Consider the following 16,598-nt stretch of genomic DNA (forward strand, 5'->3'; position numbering starts at 1 on the left):
AGTTTATTTTCACTCAGTAACTCTTTAACTCCATCAATAAACTGATGAAGAAAAAGAACCGCGATTAATGAACTACTTGTAGCTGACTTACTCTACAATTTTTCCTCAACTACTTTAGCTTCTAAAAGAATCCTCAAAGCTTTGCCTTCAAAGCTTATATTGATTTCAGAAACTTTGTCTTTTGTCGTAAGCAAAGAAAAAATGGCTTCTTGTGTCTCTGTTGCCATAACGACGTTACTCGTTTGCTCTTCATGAATTTTAACTTGAGTTATTTTTGAGTCTACCATTTTAATCAGTATAACTTTCCCACTCAAATGTACTTGGCCAGAAAATTTTGGATGCTCAAGTAAAGAAGGCTTAACTTCCAGTGAAACCCCTATATCCGTAATATCACCAAAAATAGGCTTTGCAGGTGTAAAACTAAGATTTCCTTGCTTTTCTTTAAATCTAGGTTTCTCCCAAGATTCAGGTAAATATTTTTCCTGAACTACTCTAATAATAGCCGTACTATCTTCCTCTGTCATGACACTGGGAGCGCTCAGAACCTTATCCTCTCCTTCAATGAACTGGCTCTTAATTAAAATTTGCTTTTTAATTTTGCTATTAACTGGACTCACACCTTTCAGTGCTGGTTTCACTTTCAAGGCGTTTTTGTCATCCACAGACTCAGAGGAATGTCCCCAGCCTAGACATGCTAAACTCGTCATTAATAATACCGCAAAAGTTAATCCGCATTTATTCTGTTTTGTCTTAAGCATCTGAATTCTCCGTTTGAGTTGCTTTTTGTTTTCATTTAAATAAACCACTGCACACAAGCTAGGGTTCTGTTCTAAGTTGGATTGCTCGACGACTTTTATCAGCGTCGAGCCATAGGCTTTCGCATCGACAAAATCCCTAATAACTCTAGCATCGCAAGCCTGCTCCTGAAGCTCTTGTGTTTTAGACCTAAAGTACCAAACCAAGGGATTGTACCAATTGATGATGTGGATCAATGAAAAGAAGCAGTTCCACCAATTATCAGCCTTTTTAAAGTGACTTAATTCATGTAAAAATACATGCTTGAGTTCCTCTTCGCTCAATTGATTCAACAAGCCATGAGGCAGTATGATTTCGGGCTTAATGAGTCCATACAAAGCGGGACTCGACAAGTGGGACGACTCACTCAAACCCAAAACATTCTTTATACATAGTTGATGACAACAGTCACCGAGCAAAGTTTGTGCTCTATTATCGCCTAATTGCTTACGTGAATTAAGTTTCTTCCTTTGTGTAAGATTTAAATAAAGCATAAAAGCAAGGCATAGACAGACTCCATACAACCACATCTCAAATAGCGGCCATTCGAAAGCTTTATCCACACTAACGTCAGCTATATACTCTGGGTTCGTATTTGTCTTTAGCTCTGGGCGAAGAGAAAGCTCCTTACTCTCTGGCATTAAGCTTGCGGAGTCCTCAAAAAAATGACTCGAATTCAAGCTCAGCAAAAAGAGACCTGGTAATAAAAATCGTAGGTAGACTAATTTATGAAGGAGTAATTTTCCTCCGGGACTCAAAACTCGATGTAATAAGCAGATGATGAGTGATACCATGAGCAGTAATAAACTCCCCTGGACCAGGGCTTCATAGAGGTAGGTCACGATTGATTCTCATCAAGCAACTTACGCAATAAATCAGCTTCTTCTTTACTGATTTTTTTACTTCCTGCAAAATGTGATAACATCGGCATCAATGAACCCCCAAAGAATTGCTCCAAAAAGCTTTCACTGGCCTCCTCTAAACACTGCTCCTCACTCACTTTTGGAAAGTAAAAATAATTACGCCCTTCCTTATTAAAACCCAAGACTTCTTTTTGTACTAAGCGACTCAAAAGAGTTTGAATTGTCTTTGGTTTCCAGTCGCTACTGAACTCAAATGCTTTAATAATTTCTTTAGAACTCAGAGGACTTTTTACTCCCCACAGCACCTGCATCACTTTGTGTTCTGCGTTAGATATTTTCATTTCTCCACCTATCGGATTACTTTTGTAATCCAATTAGACTACATATGTAATCTTAGGATGCAATCAGAAAAATAAATAAAAAGTAAAATTAAAGAAAAGGCAAGGCAGCTTTTAACATAAATCGCTAAGTGATTGACTATGAGGATCTAAATTAGCACGATCAAAAATATGAATTTTTCTTTTTTACAAACCTTGTGTCATAAAAAAATCTATGTATAATCTAAAGACTTAAAAAATTTACGGAGACGCATCATGCAAAAAAGAAAACTCACAAGAGGATCTTTATAGTCTCTCGCTCCTATTAGCTGAGCGGGTGCTCAGCAACTTCCTCATCACATACTTAAAGCTTAGATTAACTCTAAGCTATTCATCTATTTATGTTCCGAAATACGGAAAAACCTTTTCCTAAAGTTTTAGCTTTGGGATCAGATTATGAGGATAAGTTATTAATACTTCATCAAATACAGAAGTTCGACTCGTGGCTTCTAACAAAAATTGGATCGAAGGATCCGCAATCGAGCAACTCAAACAAACGGCTAGCTTAGCAGGCATGAAACTGGCGGTCGGCTTACCCGACCTTCACCCCGGGCGCGGCAACCCCATAGGGGCCGCCTTTTATACGGAAGGGATTTTTTATCCTTACCTCGTTGGTGGCGATATTGGCTGTGGTATGGGGATTTGGCAAAGCAAGCTAAAGACCCGAAAAATCAAACGCGACCGTTGGATGCAAAAGTTAGCTGATCTCGACTCTCCGTGGCAAGGGGATCGCCAAGCCTTTGTAGAACAGCATAAACTCCCGCAATGGGATGATGCACTAGGCACTATTGGTGGTGGCAATCATTTTGCTGAGCTCCAACAAGTCGAAAAAATCTTTGACCAAGAACTTTTCGAAAAAATTGGGCTCAGTAAAGATTACTTGCAGCTCATGGTTCATAGCGGTTCTCGCGGATTGGGGCAAGCAGTCTTACGCCGCCACACTTCACGCTTTGGGGCACAAGGCCTTGAATGTGGAAGTGCCGAAGCTATGCGCTACCTTGAAAAGCATAATTATGCTCTGCAATGGGCTGAGGCCAATCGCCAACTCATTTCCAAGCGTTTTTTAGAGGCTCTTTCTAGTCAAGGTGAACGTATTGCGGATATTAACCACAATACCGTCACCCCATGGAAGAAGGGTTGGTTGCACCGCAAAGGTGCGGCTCCCGGCGATAAAGGCACAATCCTAATTCCCGGCTCACGTGGAAGTTTGAGTTACATAGTTCGTCCCATCGGCGACCTTGAATTCAGTGCCTGTTCTCTTGCTCATGGCGCGGGTAGAAAATGGAATCGATCGCAGTGCAAAGCTCGCTTTAGCCCGCGTTTCAAGGTTAAGGATCTTCAGCAAACAGCTCTTGGTAGTCGCGTTATCTGCGAAGACAAAGAACTGCTCTACGAAGAGCTACCTGAAGCTTATAAAAATATTGATGTGGTCATTCAAGACCTCGTAGATTTTGGCCTTATCCAAATCATTGCGAGCCTACGCCCCATCATTACTTATAAAACTCGGAGGTCAAAATGAATGCCTGGATACAGTTTTCTTCAGGGCAAGGACCTAGAGAATGTGAGCGTGTCCTTTGGCACCTTTTCAAAATTTTCTGCCATGAAGCTAAATTAGAAAACATTCATTGTGAGCTGATTAAAGCTCTTCTTGGTGTGGAGAAAAATTCTTTCCGCTCTTTAATGATAAGCTTGGAGGGGCATGACCTTAGCAAAATTCGTGCTGATTGGGAAGGAAGCCTTTTATGGCGAGCTCCTAGTCCCTTTCGACCACAGCACAAAAGACGCAATTGGTTTGTTCAGGCAAGCTTTTTTGCGGCTCCTGCAAAAGAGGATTTCGATTTAAGTGCAATTAAATTTGAAGCTCAGCGCGGCTCTGGTCCTGGTGGTCAGCACGTCAATAAATCTGCCACAGCGATACGAGCCTATTACCCTCCACTGGAGCTTTCAGTTTTTTGTCACGAAGAACGCTCTCAGTATCGTAACAAAATGCTTGCGACAGCAAGGATTCTCGAAGCCATCAATTTGCGAAGTTCGCAAAAAGAAGGCGAGGGAAATAAACTGCAGCGACTGAGGCATTACCAACTCGAGCGCGGACAAGCTCACCGCATTTTCACTTCTAAACTCTAAACTGAACTGGTGGCTTCGAGCCACCAGTTTTTCTTTTTGCCTGAAGCGCAAAAAATGAAAGGAAGGAATCAATAGAAATGAATTTTATCTGAAACTAGCCTACAAATTCACTAAGTTGCTTCTTGTCTTCCTGTGTGAAAGAATCAACACCGTGAAGTTTAATCACCTTTACACCTTCATCTTCTAAACCTGCCATAATCTCAAAGCAAGCAGGTGCAAGCTTAACATCTAAACTACTCTTAACTGTAAAAGCGACTTCATCTGGCAGGAAACCATATTTTTTAAGGCGTTTAATTTTTGTAACCCAAGCATCACCATGATTGTAAATACTGGATTTATCTTTCTTATCTAAATCAAATGGCTTAATTGCCTGGTTTTTCATTGGATTAAAAAAGGTCATTTTGACATGGTAATCATCATTACCTATTGTGTGATCTTGTTTGAAATTTTGAAGAATCTGCATTCTCTCAAACTCAAGCTTAATTGTTTGAGTAATACGCTCTTCTATATATCTCTTACTTTCAACATAACCACGTAAAACATAGTACTCAAATAGTTTCTCCACTTTTACGGCGGCATCTTTGCACATACTTGTCGCTATTTGACTAAACTGAAACACACCTTCCTTGGGGCTGACTAAACTTTTAAAAATCGTTTGCTGTTCTTTAAGAAAATAGTCTAAACCATCATGGGTAAAACTTTTTTTAAGCTTATTTAATTCTTGGTCGTAAGACTTAACCCAAGTCAAATATATTTGAGGTGTAAGTTCAGGGAAGAAACCTGTTAAACGTTTATATTTTTTAGTTTCTAATTTATGGAAAAGTTTGCCCGTAATTGGAGAAAAAGCCACTACTCCAACATTCACAAATTCCCCTGCATCTGCGTAGGGAACAAAGCGAATCACGGCATAATTGATCACATCTTTTTTATGACTTTTCATTCTCTAATCCAAAATTGTTCTTCTTGGTATCTTTCCAAAATTGATTTTACATATCTAAAGCATTCTTCCAATTTTTCAACTTCATTCCCTAGTTCCGCTACATCGAGCCATTGATCTGGAATATATTCGCAAATAGCTCTAAGGTTATTGATACACGTCTCTAAATAATTAATACCTTTTAATTTAAAAGTGCTACTCCATTGATCAAAATCTTTGATAAAAGGATGTTCAAGCCAAAACTCTTCTCTACTTACGTCGCTATCAAAGGCAAGGTTGTGATCAATAATATAAAGTTGTTTTTCCAAAGCATTATAGAGCATATTCGGATTACCACCTTTCGCTGAGATTTGGCGATCAATATTTAAAATTGCCCAATCAAATAATAGTATTTTTGCTCTTAATTCCGCATCAACATTCTCAAGTTGATCGAAACTTACATCATTACAAAATTCAAGTAGTTTTGACGCGAATGCAAAACCAGATTTGCAATAATCTTTTATATCTTGGTTATCTGAATACTCAATTAGTTCAAAAGGCATCTCTGCAATAAAAAAATCTGGAATTGGTAGCTCAAATATCTTTGCTAAATTCCCTGCGATCCATTCATAAGCTAAGGATTTACCTCCAGCATTTAATGTCTTGACATAATAAGAGTCACCCCCTTCATCTTTACAACGAAAAGGGTTGGTCCGAGCATTCTCAGACATCTCATTTATTTCTTCGATTTGAAGTATTGAATTATTAATCGAATCAGTCATTTCTCACATCACAAAATATAACATATCCTAAATACAGATCTACTCTCCTATCAATTCACATCTTTACAATCGCCCTACACTTCTGAGAACGTTTTTTTGTTAAAGTTCATTGTCATTTAATGATGGTTCTGAACACTATAAAAAATCAATCTATTTTGAGTATAATAATAAAAGATATTAATTTTTGCAGATAGAATTCAATACTGTTAGGTTAATACCTTTAGTAAAGCCACATACATCAGTTTAAACAAGTATCTCATCCCAAACATGACCGTGCACATCGGTAAGGCGAATATCTCTGCCTGAAAAGCGGTAGGTGAGTTTTTCATGATTGATTCCGAGCTGATGAAGCACCGTGGCCCAGAGGTCGTAGACTGTGGCGATTTTATCAACCGCATAATAACCTAATTCATCTGTGGCACCGTAAACTGTGCCACCTTTTACGCCACCGCCAGCCATCCATAGGGAGAAGCCATAGGGGTTGTGATCTCGTCCATTTGAGCCCTGCGAGAAAGGCGTACGACCAAATTCACCAGTGAACACCACCAAAGTTTCATCGAGTAGGCCTCGTTCTTTAAGGTCGGTGAGTAATGCCGCAATGGGCTGATCTACATGGTCTGCCATCTTTTTATGACTCTTTGGTAAATCGGAGTGTTGGTCCCAAGGATTAGCCGCTCCACCGCCACCACCGCCAGCCCGACAGCAGGATAATTCGACAAAGCGCACTCCGCGTTCTACGAGTCGACGCGCCATGAGGCATTGTTTGGCATATTCAGATTTATTTTGATCCTTATCATTTACACCGTAGGCTTCCAGTGTTGCTTTTGATTCCCCGGAAATATCAGTGAGTTCAGGGACTGAAGCCTGCATTTCATAGGCTGTTTCTGTATTTTTAACTGAAGAGACTATCGCCTCTTCATAAGCGACTTTTTTGGAAAAACGCTGATCCAGTTTTTTGACTAGGGAAAGCATTTCAGTTTGCTGCTTATTTTGCATCCACGCCTGAATATTGGGTACCGCTTGATCTCCAGATATATTGAAAATTGAGCCCTGGTGAACGGCGGGTAAAAAGGCGTTGCCATAAACGCTCACCCCGCCATGCATAATTCCAGCATTCTTAGTTTTAAGAACCACATAACTTGGTAGATTTTTATTCAAGGTTCCACAGCCATAACTCACCCAAGCACCCGCAGACGGGTAGCCTAAGAAGGGAAAGCCTGTGTGCATGAAGAAATTGCCTTGAGCGTGCTCAGAGAACTTGGCCGTCATGGAGCGAACAATGGCAATATCATCAATTTTCTCATTAATCTTCGGAAAGAGATTCGTAAGCTCAATTCCCGATTGACCATATTTTTTCGATTCCCAAGGACTCTGGAAAATATTGCCATTATTATCGAATTGAGTTTTCTGAACTTTCATCGGCATGGGCTTGCCGTGCATTTTCTTTAGAAGGGGCTTCGGATCGAAGGAATCTACATGAGAAACACCACCAGACATGTAGAGAAAAATAACCGACTTGGCTTTAGCTTTGTGATGAAACTTAGGCTTGTATTCTGCGGCCTCCGCAGAATTAATCATACTAGATAAAGCGGATGCACTCACCCCCATGGAAGTGAGTTTCATAAAGTCGCGGCGGTTGATATTAGTAGACATAGATAAACTCCTTTGAATTGAGCAAGGCTAGAGCAAGTTCCTTATTACTGTGATTTTTTAAATATTCCAAACAGGCATCAATTTCGGCTTGTTCCGGACTTCGAGCATACAGCCTATTGTAGAGCCCATTGACAAAGGCTTCGTTCCCTTTATCCCTCGTTTTATTTTCAATAGACTTGGCTAGGTGATTACTCATATTTCTAGCAATTGGCCCATTCATTAAAAGCAAAGCTTGAGCGGGTACGTTAGTAATATTGCGTTTACTCATGGTCGTCATGGGAACCGGGAAGTCAAAGCTCGTGCTAAATTCATCGAGGCGATTTCTAATAACATTATGCTTCATACTTCTGTAGGGTTTATTACCAACATGATGAAGACTATCTTTAATGGCTTCGGCATCGAGGCGACGTGGTGTGTAGTAACTTAAATAGGTATTTGTAATGTCCTTTTCTAAATTCGCTTGCGACGGCTCAGAGGATAGCTGAAAGCTTTCTGAAATCAGCATTTTCCGAAGCGCTGTTTTGATGGACCAATTATTTGCCTCAAAATCTAGTGCTAGATAATCCAGTAATTCGGGATGAGTAGGTTTTTTACCAAGTAGCCCAAAATTATCAGTCGAATGAACAATCCCATGACCAAAAACATAATTCCACAGGCGATTTACCAAGACTCTGGACTTGAGTGGATTGACATCTGAGGTAATATCTTGCGCCAATTGAAGACGTCCGGAATTCTCTGAGCTGTATTTTTTATCAGAAAAAACTTCAAGAAAAGATCTTGGCACTTCGTGACTCTCTTTTCTATGATCCCCACGGACAAAAAGCTTGGAATTCACCACCTCACTTTCGTGTAGACCCGGCGCTCTTTGAGGAACAATAATTTCTTTTTCTAATTCACGATATTTTTGAATTAGTTTTTGTAACTGAGGTGGCATTGATACAAGTTCATTCTTGAGAAGGCCCTGCTTCAACATGACGTTGATATATTTAGTCTGCGCATCATTGGCTTTGCCCGCTTTCCATGACTCAAGAGAATTTTTCAATGCTCGTTTATAAGCTGACATAAGCTCTTTCTGATTGTTGATTTCTAAACCTTTTCCTAAGACATCAACAAAATTCACCGGACGATTTTTGGGAGCTTCTTTAGCAATAATAAGTTCTGTCATGCCAAACCAGCTTCTATCTTTACCGTTAGGTCCATGGACTGCATCTTTAGAAGTTCGAATTTCAAAATGTAAACGGTCATCACGCCAGTAATCCCACTTGCGATTAACATTATTCCATTGCCATCCTTCAGAGTCTTTGAATTCGTGCGTGGGATGAAGTAAGCCGTGACTTAGGGGATAATTTCTAACCGGTGTTTTTGCAGTTGCTAAAGAACCGAAACCATTCAGCCAAATACCTTTTTGAGTAGCTCGGAAGTTATCACTCATTAAAACAGCTGCGTGTTTATCGGAAATCAAATGGGAATAAACACCTCGAGGATAAATACCGTTTACAGCATATTTACCTTCACCAAAAAGCGCAAAACTACCTGACTCACTCACTTTATCTGCTGTTGAATTACCTGAGATCCGGAGTTTTTTCAGATCACTTTCCTTCCGCAAATCTAGATAGAGATCTGCTGATTTTTTTAACTTATTATTATGTGCACTTATTTGATCAAGCTCTTTTTTAAATGCCTTAAATCTATTTTGAATATCTTTTTCTTTTGTAAACTGCAGTAAGTAAAACAGCTTATCTTTACGAACTAAATTTTTATATAGGGTTTCTTTTTCAAAGAGCTTTTGTTCTTCTTTAGATCTTTTATTACGAGGCTTTTTTCTTGTTTCTTTATTGATAATAATTTTCTCAGTTGCCCTTTTAACTATCCCGTCAAGATTATAGTTTTGCGTCAACAAATAATCAGCTAGCTCGTTTCGAATTGTTTTTTTAAGTTCGCTGATTTCTTTTTTATTGATCTCTAATTGATCTTTGCTACTGATGACAATATTACCAATTTTTGTTGAATCTAAAATCCCGTAAAAGCGGTGGAAGTCGTCCTGACTTATAGGGTCAAATTTATGATGATGACAGCGCGCGCATGAGACTGTGATACCAAGCATCGCTTTTGAAACTACATCAATTTGATTGTCCGTTGAAGTCACCTGCTCCGCATAGGCATCAGTCACACCAAAGCCATAGGGGTTCATGCGAAAATGAGCTGGCCCAATAGCCGATTCATTGATCTGTAAGTCTTTGTTGATGCGTGGTTTTTTAAGCAGGTCACCGGCAATATGTTCGGTCAAAAGTTGATTATAGGGGATATCCTCATTGAGCGCTCTTATTAAATAGTCTCTATAAACATGTGCATAGGGGATATTTGGATCACCTTCTGAGCCATGAGTATTAGCGAAGCGATACCAATCCATCCAGTGACGTGCCCAGCGTTCACCAAATTTTGGTGACGCTAAAAGTTTATCGACATACTTTTCAAAATTTTCCTGACTAGGATTCTTTTTGAAATCTACCACATCTTTATAGTCCGGAGGTAAGCCAATTAAGATAAGAGAAGCGCGGCGAATGAGTGTTTCCGGTTTCGCTTTCTGGAGCGGAATTAATTGATTTTCTTCCTGCTTTTGGGCGATAAAGGCATCGATCGGCTGTTGTTGAAATCGTTCATTTTTGACTTTTGGCACGGAATAGTTTTTCACTTCTTGGAAAGACCACCAATTTGCTCGCTTATCGCGAACTGTTACCCATGGAATAGCATTTTCTAAATCTTTCTTTGTAGGCTTAGTTGTACGGGGGTCAGGAGCGCCCATATCGATCCATTTTGCGAAGTTCGCAATCACTTCTGGAGAAAGTTTTGGTGCCTTTGCAGGCATCTCCATATCTTCTTCTTCGTGACGAATAGTTGCCATTAAAAAACTATCTTTGGAACTACCTGGAATGAGAGTGTCGCCCCAGTCACCGCCTTTTAGGAAAGGCTCTTTCCAGTCGAGAGCCAAACCGCCCTTTTTCTTGCCGCCTTCCTCTTTACTCAAACTATTATGACAATCGTAACAACTTTCCGCGAGCACTGGACGAATGTGCTTTTCAAAGAATTCGAAACCCTGATTAGCACGTAATGTTGCACCAAGGCTTAGAAAAGCGATCAATAAAATAATTTTCTTCATCCAATAAATTCCTTTGTTGCTTAATCTTATATTACCCAAGGCTAACAAGCAGTACTTACATAATTATTTTATGGAAAAAAGATTTATAATCTATAAATAACTATTAGGGATATTAATATTTCCATATATGGATATATATCCAAATAAGGATATTATCAATGTCTATTGCATTTAATATTCAAAAAAAGACGGGTATTTGTAACTTAATTGTTTCTCAAAACTTTAAATTTCTGAGGTAATTCAACCGTAGCACCACTATGACTACAAACATAAGCTGCTACATCAGAAGCTAATTTCTGCGCTTCCTTAATGGGCATACCTTGTAAGTAATTGATGATAAAATAGGCTGTAAAAGAATCACCTGCTCCAACGGTATCGACTATTTCGCATGGCGAAGCAGGCAAATGACTGACAGTATTTTTAGAAATTATCGAACTCCCTTCAGCTCCAAGTGTAAGGATGATTAAATCAAGATTAAAGACTTCTAAAACTTCATCTTTACTGAGTCTAAGTAAGTCGCAAACAATAGTTATTTCCTCTTCATTAAGCTTAAGAATATCGCATTCATTTAAGGATCTTGTAATGATATCTAAATCATAGAAATCTTGACGAAGGTTGATATCAAATAACACCTTGCAACTTGGACGGCGGTGACGCAATGCTTCGATAATAGTTTTTCTGCTTTCTTCTGAGCGTTGAGCCAGGCTACCAAAAGCAATGAGGTCTGCATTAGAACATAAATTGATAAGCTCCGCATTTAGAGGAATATGATCCCAGGCGCAATCGGAGTTAAATTTATAATTGGCACTACCATCTTCATTTAAAGTAATATCCACAACACCCGTTGGGTAATCAACAATCGGAGCTCTTAAATTAATTCCACAAGCTTTGATAAGCTGAGTAATCTCTCTCCCCAAAGCATCATCCCCCACTGCTGAATACACCGCTGCTTGCGCCCCCATCTGGGCCGTATGAAAAATGAAGTTAGCTGGAGCACCTCCCCAAACTTTTTTATCTGGGAAAATATCCCACAATATTTCACCAATAGATAATGTTTGCATTAAGACTCCTCATGTAAGGCAAAATAATAATTTAGAGCTTATTTTCTATAGATTTAGCAACTTGTACACATTTTTTGCCAAGATCAGCAAACTTGTCTTCTGTCAATCGAAACTTTGGCCCCACTACTGTGATAGCTGCCACGGGCTTAGCACGTTTATCTAAAATGGGGGCAGCCACACACTGTATCCCCAAATTCCCCTCTTCACGGTCAACGCTATAACCCGCCTTTCTGGCTTCCAAAATTTCTGCCATCAATTTTTCACGACTTGCAAGGGTAAATTCAGTGAATTGCTTAAGTTTATTCTCTTTGAAAAAAAGCTCTAATTCCTTATCAGCTAAGCTCGATAACATTGCTTTACCAGGTGCACAGGAATAAAGTGGAACACGAAGGCCAACCTTACCTAAAACAGTAACTGGATGACTTCCCGGAATTTGTTCCAGCACAACTGCTTTCCAGTTATTCTTCACTAGAATTTGAACAGATTCTCCAGTTATTCCCTGCAATTCCTGCATATGATCATAAGCCGTCATGATAAGACTTTTACCATCGACTTTGGGACTACTCATATTAAATAACTTATCTGTAATAATATACTTCTTCGTTTCAACACATTTTCTTACAAAATCACGTATCTCTAAAGTCTGCACAATCCTCGATGCTGTATTTTGTGCAATGTCAGTTGCATCGACTAACTCTTTGAGAGTCATGCCATCTGCCACCCCTGTAAGCAATTCAATAATTGCTAAAGTTCTATCCGCACCGGGGCTTGGCGCATCTCCTAACTTCACATTCCCTAAAGCCATACAAACTCCGTATTTGGATACAAATTCACATTTGGTGGAAAGAGTAGTACAAAGCTAGCTTTTTGTCAATTATCTTAATGAGTTAAAGTTAAAATCAGTCTGTAGTTCACTAAGAAAGAAAATCATTGTCATACTTTTTTAAGCATTAAACAAAAAAAATTGAAAGAAATTTTAATTTTTGGCGATGAATTCAGTATTGTTAGATGAATACCTTGTAAAGACATAAGGATTATATTGAGTGAATACAGAAGAAGTCATCGCAAATTTTAGTAAGGAATATCGTCGACTATGGGCCATGGCCTATTCTGTTTGCCGTGTTCACCACCTCTGTGATGACATTCTTCAGGAAGTTTCGATTACGCTCATCAAAAAAGCTGATGACTTTGATTCAAGCAAAGCGTTTTTGCCCTGGGCCATAGGTATAACGCGAATTCAGGCTGTTACGCTTCAGTTGAAATAGGACACATCACTTTTTTTCTTAGTTGAGTTACTTTAAAATTGTAACCCTCCGAAAAGGAAATGAATTATGTCTAAAAAACGCCGTTATTTTAGTGCCGACCAGAAAGTTGTCGCCATTCGTAAACACCTACTTGAGCGAACTCCTGTATCTGATATTTGTGATGAACTCAATATTACAACGACGCTATTTTATCGTTGGCAAAAAGAGTTCTTTGAAAATGGTTCTCGAGCCTTCACCAAGGATAACGATAGTAATTTAAAGAAGGTAGAAAAAGAAAATACACTACTCCAAGCGACTACTTCACAGAAAAATGATGTTATCGCTGAACTCGTGGCGGAGAATATAAGCTTAAAAAAGAAACGTGGCCTGATCTAAATGGAAACTGGGTTAGTAAAAACATCCGAGATCAGGTCGTTCAATACCTGTATAGTTGGCATGAGCGTACGCAAATCAGTCTTCGTAGTATGCTCAAAACCTTAGCCCTTCATCCTAGTAAATTTTATCAATGGAAAATACGAGAAGGCAAGGATAATCAACATAATGGTAAACAACCCAAGGATTTTTGGATTACTGAAGATGAAAAACGAACTGTCATTGAGTATTACCAGTCTCATCATCAAGAAGGCTACCGAGCTGTGACGTATATGATGATTGATGAAGATATTGCGTATATGAGTTGCTCCTCTGTTTATCGTATTTTATCAGATGTAGGGCTTATGCGTACTAAAACCACAAAGAAATCCAGTAAAGGAAATGGATTTGAGCAACCACTACAAACTCATGAACACTGGCATACTGATATATCTTACGTGAAGATCGAGCCTTTTGCAAAAGTCATAAAACAAGCTGAATAAAAGTAGAAACATGTTATCTCAATAGTTACCAAAACAAAAAGAGAAAAAACATGAATCTACCCGGCTTATGGGATACCATAGAAAAGTATTTATTTCCAGGCTTAGAAGAACTTTTAGGCGGAGAATTAACTAAGAAAGAGAAAGAGTTTGTTCGCATCTGCACAATAACTGAGCTTGATCAGTTCAGCCATGAATTTGAATGGTGTGGATTTGGGCGACCTCCGAAAGATCATTTTAATATAGTGAAAGCTTACATAGCCAAATCCGTTTATAACTTCGATACAACAAGATCTTTTATAGACTTTCTCAAATCAAGTACAAAGATACGTCGTTTATGTGGTTGGGAATTTGCAAAACAGCTTCCTCATGAAAGTACTTTTTCTAGAGTATTTGCAGAAATCACCGCCTCTCAGCTCTGCCAAAGAATCCATGAATTCTTAGTGGTAAAACATTGTGGAGACACCTTAGTACCGCACATTAGTAGAGATTCTTCAGCAATTGAAGCTAGAGAAAAAGTCATGTCTGAACCAGGGGCTGAGCCTAAAGCCCCTAAGAAACGAGGGCGGCCTAAAAAAGGTGAGATCCGAATTAAAGAAAAAACCGTAGTGGAAAAGCAGGTCGACCGGTCACTTGAAGAAAACTTAAAAGAGCTCCCAACGCACTGTAATAAAGGGACAAAGAAAAACAGTAATGGTTATAAAGTTTCATGGAAAGGCTACAAGCTTCACTTAGATTGTATTGATGGAGATATACCAGTCGCAGGCCTATTGAGTTCAGCGTCTTTACACGACAGCCAAGCGGCAATCCCTTTAGCACAGATTAGCGCACAACGCATAACTAATTTATATGATTTAATGGATGCAGCCTATGATTCACCTTCTATCCATAAATTCAGCCATCTTTTAGAACATAAATCTATTATTGATCACAATCCTAGAAAAACTGGGGAGAAAAAGATTTTTGACCCGCCTGAAAAAGAACGGTACAAACAGCGGTCATCTGTTGAAAGAGTCTTTTCGAACTTAAAAGACAACTATGGTGGTAGGATGATCAGAGTACGAGGACATGCAAAAGTCATGACTCATCTAATGTTTGGCATTATTGCAATAACAGCAAACCAACTCTTCAAGACTATTTAGCAACTAACATAAAACTATACGTCATGATCAACTTGCGTCCATTTTTGGCTTGTTTATACTCACATGTATCCAATTTCGAGATACATGTGAGCGAGATCTTAAGATTTATCCTGGATGAACTTTTTAATCACTCTAATTCAGGACTTTTGCAAAAGGATCGATCAATAAAAGGTTTTACTTCTTTATAGGCGTCTTAGATGGTTATAGTCGTTGTTTACTTCATTGGGAAATTCGAGAATCAATGGATGAGCAGGATGCCGAAATAGTGGTTAAAAGATCTTTGGAGAAGTTTCCAGAAGCAAGACCTAGGATTATTACTGATAATGGTTCTCAGTATACAGGGCAGGAATTCAAAAAATTCATTGCCATCCATGGTCTCACTCATGTTAGAACTTCTCCATATTATCCACAGAGCAATGGAAAGTTAGAACGTTTTCATTACACTTTGAAAGAGGGCTCAATCCGGCCAAAAGTTCCCTTGAGTGTAGAGGATGCGAGAAGAGTTGTCACGCAGTACGTGGAGTACTATAACAACACCCGTCTTCATAGTTCTATTGGCTTCATTACTCCAAGCGATAAACTTATTGGTAAAGATGTGAGTATTATTCAAGAAAGAAAAAGAAAACTCGCTGAGGCAAAAATTCGTAGGTTAGAGTTCTTTGCAGAAGCTTCATAAGCCAGTAATGTAACAAATCTCAGCTAAGAAAAAATGCCTAACTGTCTAATTTCCGCTGAAGCAGCACAAATTGAAAAAGCTCTAGCTATTTCTGAACCGCGACCCGGCTTTGGAGTGGGTGTAGTTAAGCATTTGATCAATAATGCTATAGAGTATTATAAACTTTTTGGTTTTAATTCTCGACTGGAGATTTCCTACATAGTTCTGAGAAAGTATTATGAATTTAATAATAAGCACAAAGCCATATCAGGTTCTTTAAAAATGAAAATCCTTGAGCTGCCCAAGCGCATTCCATAGATGATAGGGCGGCGGGTGTTATTCATTACACTAAAGAAGCTTATTTAAAACATAGTAAAAGGATTTAGAAAACTTTTTTATGGGGCGTTTCTCCATGAGACAATTTGCTAAAAAAGCTGTTGACAAAGAACTCTTATTCAAAGCAGTGGAACTGGCTTCGAAGACTCCAAGTGTTTGTAACCGTCAATGCTACCATGCACATATTTTTTCAGGTAAAGAACAATCAAAGGCTGTTTTGTCCTATCAACTTGGTAACCGGGGTTTTGGTGATCAGGTCGACTCTGTTCTAGTGGTGTCTGCCGACCTTTCATGTTTCTTCTCTGCTTCTGAAAGGAATAAGGCATGGATCGACGGCGGTTTATTTGCCATGAGTCTAATGTATTCTCTTCATTCACTCGGACTAGGTTGCTGCCCGCTCAATTGGAGCGTTTCACCAGAGCGTGATCAAGCTCTTAAAAACGCAACTGGAATCTCGAATTCTCATTCTATCATCATGATGACTGCCTGTGGTCACCTTAAGGATGAGTTCACTGTTGCTAAATCCAAGCGTAAACCAGGGGGAGAGCTGTGTACAATAGTTAATAATAAAGTTGCGTTTTCTAAAATCTGATAATGATTAAATTTTATTAAATGGTG

17 protein-coding genes are annotated in these 16,598 nt (G+C 39.0%); 9 read left to right on the forward strand and 8 right to left on the reverse strand.

Going from position 1 to position 16,598, the window contains the following annotated elements:
• Positions 1 to 92: 92 nt before the first annotated feature.
• Complete coding sequence (locus tag PQO01_RS20210) at positions 93 to 1,637, reverse strand: M56 family metallopeptidase (protein ID WP_274316042.1); 1,545 nt, start codon at positions 1,635 to 1,637, stop codon at positions 93 to 95.
• A complete protein-coding gene (locus PQO01_RS20215) occupies positions 1,634 to 1,999 on the reverse strand; it encodes a BlaI/MecI/CopY family transcriptional regulator (RefSeq protein ID WP_274316043.1) in 366 nt (121 codons plus the stop codon). The genes PQO01_RS20210 and PQO01_RS20215 overlap by 4 nt, the downstream gene beginning before the upstream one ends.
• 445 nt (positions 2,000 to 2,444) lie before the next feature.
• Here PQO01_RS20215 and PQO01_RS20220 point away from each other — a divergent pair, with 445 nt between their 5' ends.
• Together PQO01_RS20220 and prfH are read left to right on the forward strand one after the other, a co-directional pair.
• A complete protein-coding gene (locus PQO01_RS20220) occupies positions 2,445 to 3,554 on the forward strand; it encodes an RNA ligase RtcB family protein (protein ID WP_274316156.1) in 1,110 nt (369 codons plus the stop codon).
• Positions 3,551 to 4,162 carry a peptide chain release factor H gene (gene prfH / locus PQO01_RS20225; RefSeq protein WP_274316044.1) on the forward strand — a complete coding sequence of 204 codons (612 nt, stop codon included), beginning with the start codon at positions 3,551 to 3,553 and terminating at the stop codon, positions 4,160 to 4,162. Before PQO01_RS20220 ends, prfH begins: the two co-directional genes overlap by 4 nt.
• Before the next feature lie 94 nt (positions 4,163 to 4,256).
• Here prfH and PQO01_RS20230 read toward each other — a convergent pair whose 3' ends face one another.
• The 6 genes from PQO01_RS20230 to PQO01_RS20255 all read right to left on the reverse strand — a co-directional run bounded on the left by PQO01_RS20230 (position 4,257) and on the right by PQO01_RS20255 (position 12,536).
• Positions 4,257 to 5,102 (reverse strand): DUF3037 domain-containing protein, encoded by an 846-nt coding sequence (locus PQO01_RS20230; protein ID WP_274316045.1) that lies wholly within the window; start codon positions 5,100 to 5,102, stop codon positions 4,257 to 4,259.
• Positions 5,099 to 5,860: a HipA family kinase gene (locus PQO01_RS20235; RefSeq protein ID WP_274316046.1), complete on the reverse strand. Its 762-nt coding sequence runs from the start codon at positions 5,858 to 5,860 to the stop codon at positions 5,099 to 5,101. Before PQO01_RS20235 ends, PQO01_RS20230 begins: the two co-directional genes overlap by 4 nt.
• Before the next feature lie 243 nt (positions 5,861 to 6,103).
• Complete coding sequence (locus PQO01_RS20240; RefSeq protein WP_274316047.1) at positions 6,104 to 7,513, reverse strand: DUF1501 domain-containing protein; 1,410 nt, start codon at positions 7,511 to 7,513, stop codon at positions 6,104 to 6,106.
• Positions 7,503 to 10,670 (reverse strand): PSD1 and planctomycete cytochrome C domain-containing protein, encoded by a 3,168-nt coding sequence (locus PQO01_RS20245; RefSeq protein ID WP_274316048.1) that lies wholly within the window; start codon positions 10,668 to 10,670, stop codon positions 7,503 to 7,505. Before PQO01_RS20245 ends, PQO01_RS20240 begins: the two co-directional genes overlap by 11 nt.
• 203 nt (positions 10,671 to 10,873) lie before the next feature.
• The gene (locus tag PQO01_RS20250; RefSeq protein ID WP_274316049.1) at positions 10,874 to 11,731 is read right to left on the reverse strand and encodes a carbohydrate kinase family protein; all 858 of its coding nucleotides are present in this window, start codon (positions 11,729 to 11,731) and stop codon (positions 10,874 to 10,876) included.
• Positions 11,732 to 11,762: 31 nt separating this feature from the next.
• Positions 11,763 to 12,536 (reverse strand): IclR family transcriptional regulator, encoded by a 774-nt coding sequence (locus PQO01_RS20255; RefSeq protein WP_274316050.1) that lies wholly within the window; start codon positions 12,534 to 12,536, stop codon positions 11,763 to 11,765.
• A 238-nt stretch (positions 12,537 to 12,774) separates the two neighbouring features.
• Here PQO01_RS20255 and PQO01_RS20260 point away from each other — a divergent pair, with 238 nt between their 5' ends.
• The 7 genes from PQO01_RS20260 (at position 12,775) to PQO01_RS20290 (ending at position 16,572) form a co-directional block, all read left to right on the forward strand.
• Entirely contained in the window at positions 12,775 to 12,996 is a 222-nt protein-coding gene (locus PQO01_RS20260; RefSeq protein ID WP_274316051.1) for an RNA polymerase sigma factor, read from the forward strand.
• A 66-nt stretch (positions 12,997 to 13,062) separates the two neighbouring features.
• Positions 13,063 to 13,371 (forward strand): transposase, encoded by a 309-nt coding sequence (locus tag PQO01_RS20265; protein ID WP_274312221.1) that lies wholly within the window; start codon positions 13,063 to 13,065, stop codon positions 13,369 to 13,371.
• A gap of 89 nt (positions 13,372 to 13,460) precedes the next feature.
• Positions 13,461 to 13,850, forward strand: coding sequence for a hypothetical protein (locus PQO01_RS20270; protein WP_274316052.1), 390 nt, complete (start codon positions 13,461 to 13,463; stop codon positions 13,848 to 13,850).
• Between the two features lie 50 nt (positions 13,851 to 13,900).
• On the forward strand, positions 13,901 to 14,989 hold the full coding sequence (locus tag PQO01_RS20275) for a transposase (RefSeq protein ID WP_274316053.1): 1,089 nt from the start codon (positions 13,901 to 13,903) through the stop codon (positions 14,987 to 14,989).
• Between the two features lie 160 nt (positions 14,990 to 15,149).
• Entirely contained in the window at positions 15,150 to 15,665 is a 516-nt protein-coding gene (locus tag PQO01_RS20280; RefSeq protein WP_274316157.1) for an integrase core domain-containing protein, read from the forward strand.
• Between the two features lie 33 nt (positions 15,666 to 15,698).
• Positions 15,699 to 15,962, forward strand: a complete 264-nt coding sequence (locus PQO01_RS20285) for a hypothetical protein (protein WP_274316054.1) — start codon at positions 15,699 to 15,701, stop codon at positions 15,960 to 15,962.
• Positions 15,963 to 16,056: 94 nt separating this feature from the next.
• Positions 16,057 to 16,572 (forward strand): nitroreductase family protein, encoded by a 516-nt coding sequence (locus PQO01_RS20290; protein WP_274316055.1) that lies wholly within the window; start codon positions 16,057 to 16,059, stop codon positions 16,570 to 16,572.
• Positions 16,573 to 16,598: the final 26 nt, after the last annotated feature.

Source organism: Lentisphaera marina (assembly GCF_028745505.1).
GTDB lineage: Bacteria > Verrucomicrobiota > Lentisphaeria > Lentisphaerales > Lentisphaeraceae > Lentisphaera > Lentisphaera marina.

Excerpts from the sequence above, each read along its gene's own strand:
- PQO01_RS20215 (WP_274316043.1), bottom strand. The coding sequence starts at position 1,999 with ATGAAAATATCTAACGCAGAACACAAAGTGATGCAGGTGCTGTGGGGA.
- prfH (WP_274316044.1), top strand. The coding sequence starts at position 3,551 with ATGAATGCCTGGATACAGTTTTCTTCAGGGCAAGGACCTAGAGAATGT.
- PQO01_RS20230 (WP_274316045.1), bottom strand. The coding sequence starts at position 5,102 with ATGAAAAGTCATAAAAAAGATGTGATCAATTATGCCGTGATTCGCTTT.
- PQO01_RS20235 (WP_274316046.1), bottom strand. The coding sequence starts at position 5,860 with ATGACTGATTCGATTAATAATTCAATACTTCAAATCGAAGAAATAAAT.
- PQO01_RS20240 (WP_274316047.1), bottom strand. The coding sequence starts at position 7,513 with ATGTCTACTAATATCAACCGCCGCGACTTTATGAAACTCACTTCCATG.
- PQO01_RS20245 (WP_274316048.1), bottom strand. The coding sequence starts at position 10,670 with ATGAAGAAAATTATTTTATTGATCGCTTTTCTAAGCCTTGGTGCAACA.
- PQO01_RS20250 (WP_274316049.1), bottom strand. The coding sequence starts at position 11,731 with ATGCAAACATTATCTATTGGTGAAATATTGTGGGATATTTTCCCAGAT.
- PQO01_RS20255 (WP_274316050.1), bottom strand. The coding sequence starts at position 12,536 with ATGGCTTTAGGGAATGTGAAGTTAGGAGATGCGCCAAGCCCCGGTGCG.
- PQO01_RS20265 (WP_274312221.1), top strand. The coding sequence starts at position 13,063 with ATGTCTAAAAAACGCCGTTATTTTAGTGCCGACCAGAAAGTTGTCGCC.
- PQO01_RS20270 (WP_274316052.1), top strand. The coding sequence starts at position 13,461 with ATGCTCAAAACCTTAGCCCTTCATCCTAGTAAATTTTATCAATGGAAA.
- PQO01_RS20275 (WP_274316053.1), top strand. The coding sequence starts at position 13,901 with ATGAATCTACCCGGCTTATGGGATACCATAGAAAAGTATTTATTTCCA.
- PQO01_RS20285 (WP_274316054.1), top strand. The coding sequence starts at position 15,699 with ATGCCTAACTGTCTAATTTCCGCTGAAGCAGCACAAATTGAAAAAGCT.
- PQO01_RS20290 (WP_274316055.1), top strand. The coding sequence starts at position 16,057 with ATGAGACAATTTGCTAAAAAAGCTGTTGACAAAGAACTCTTATTCAAA.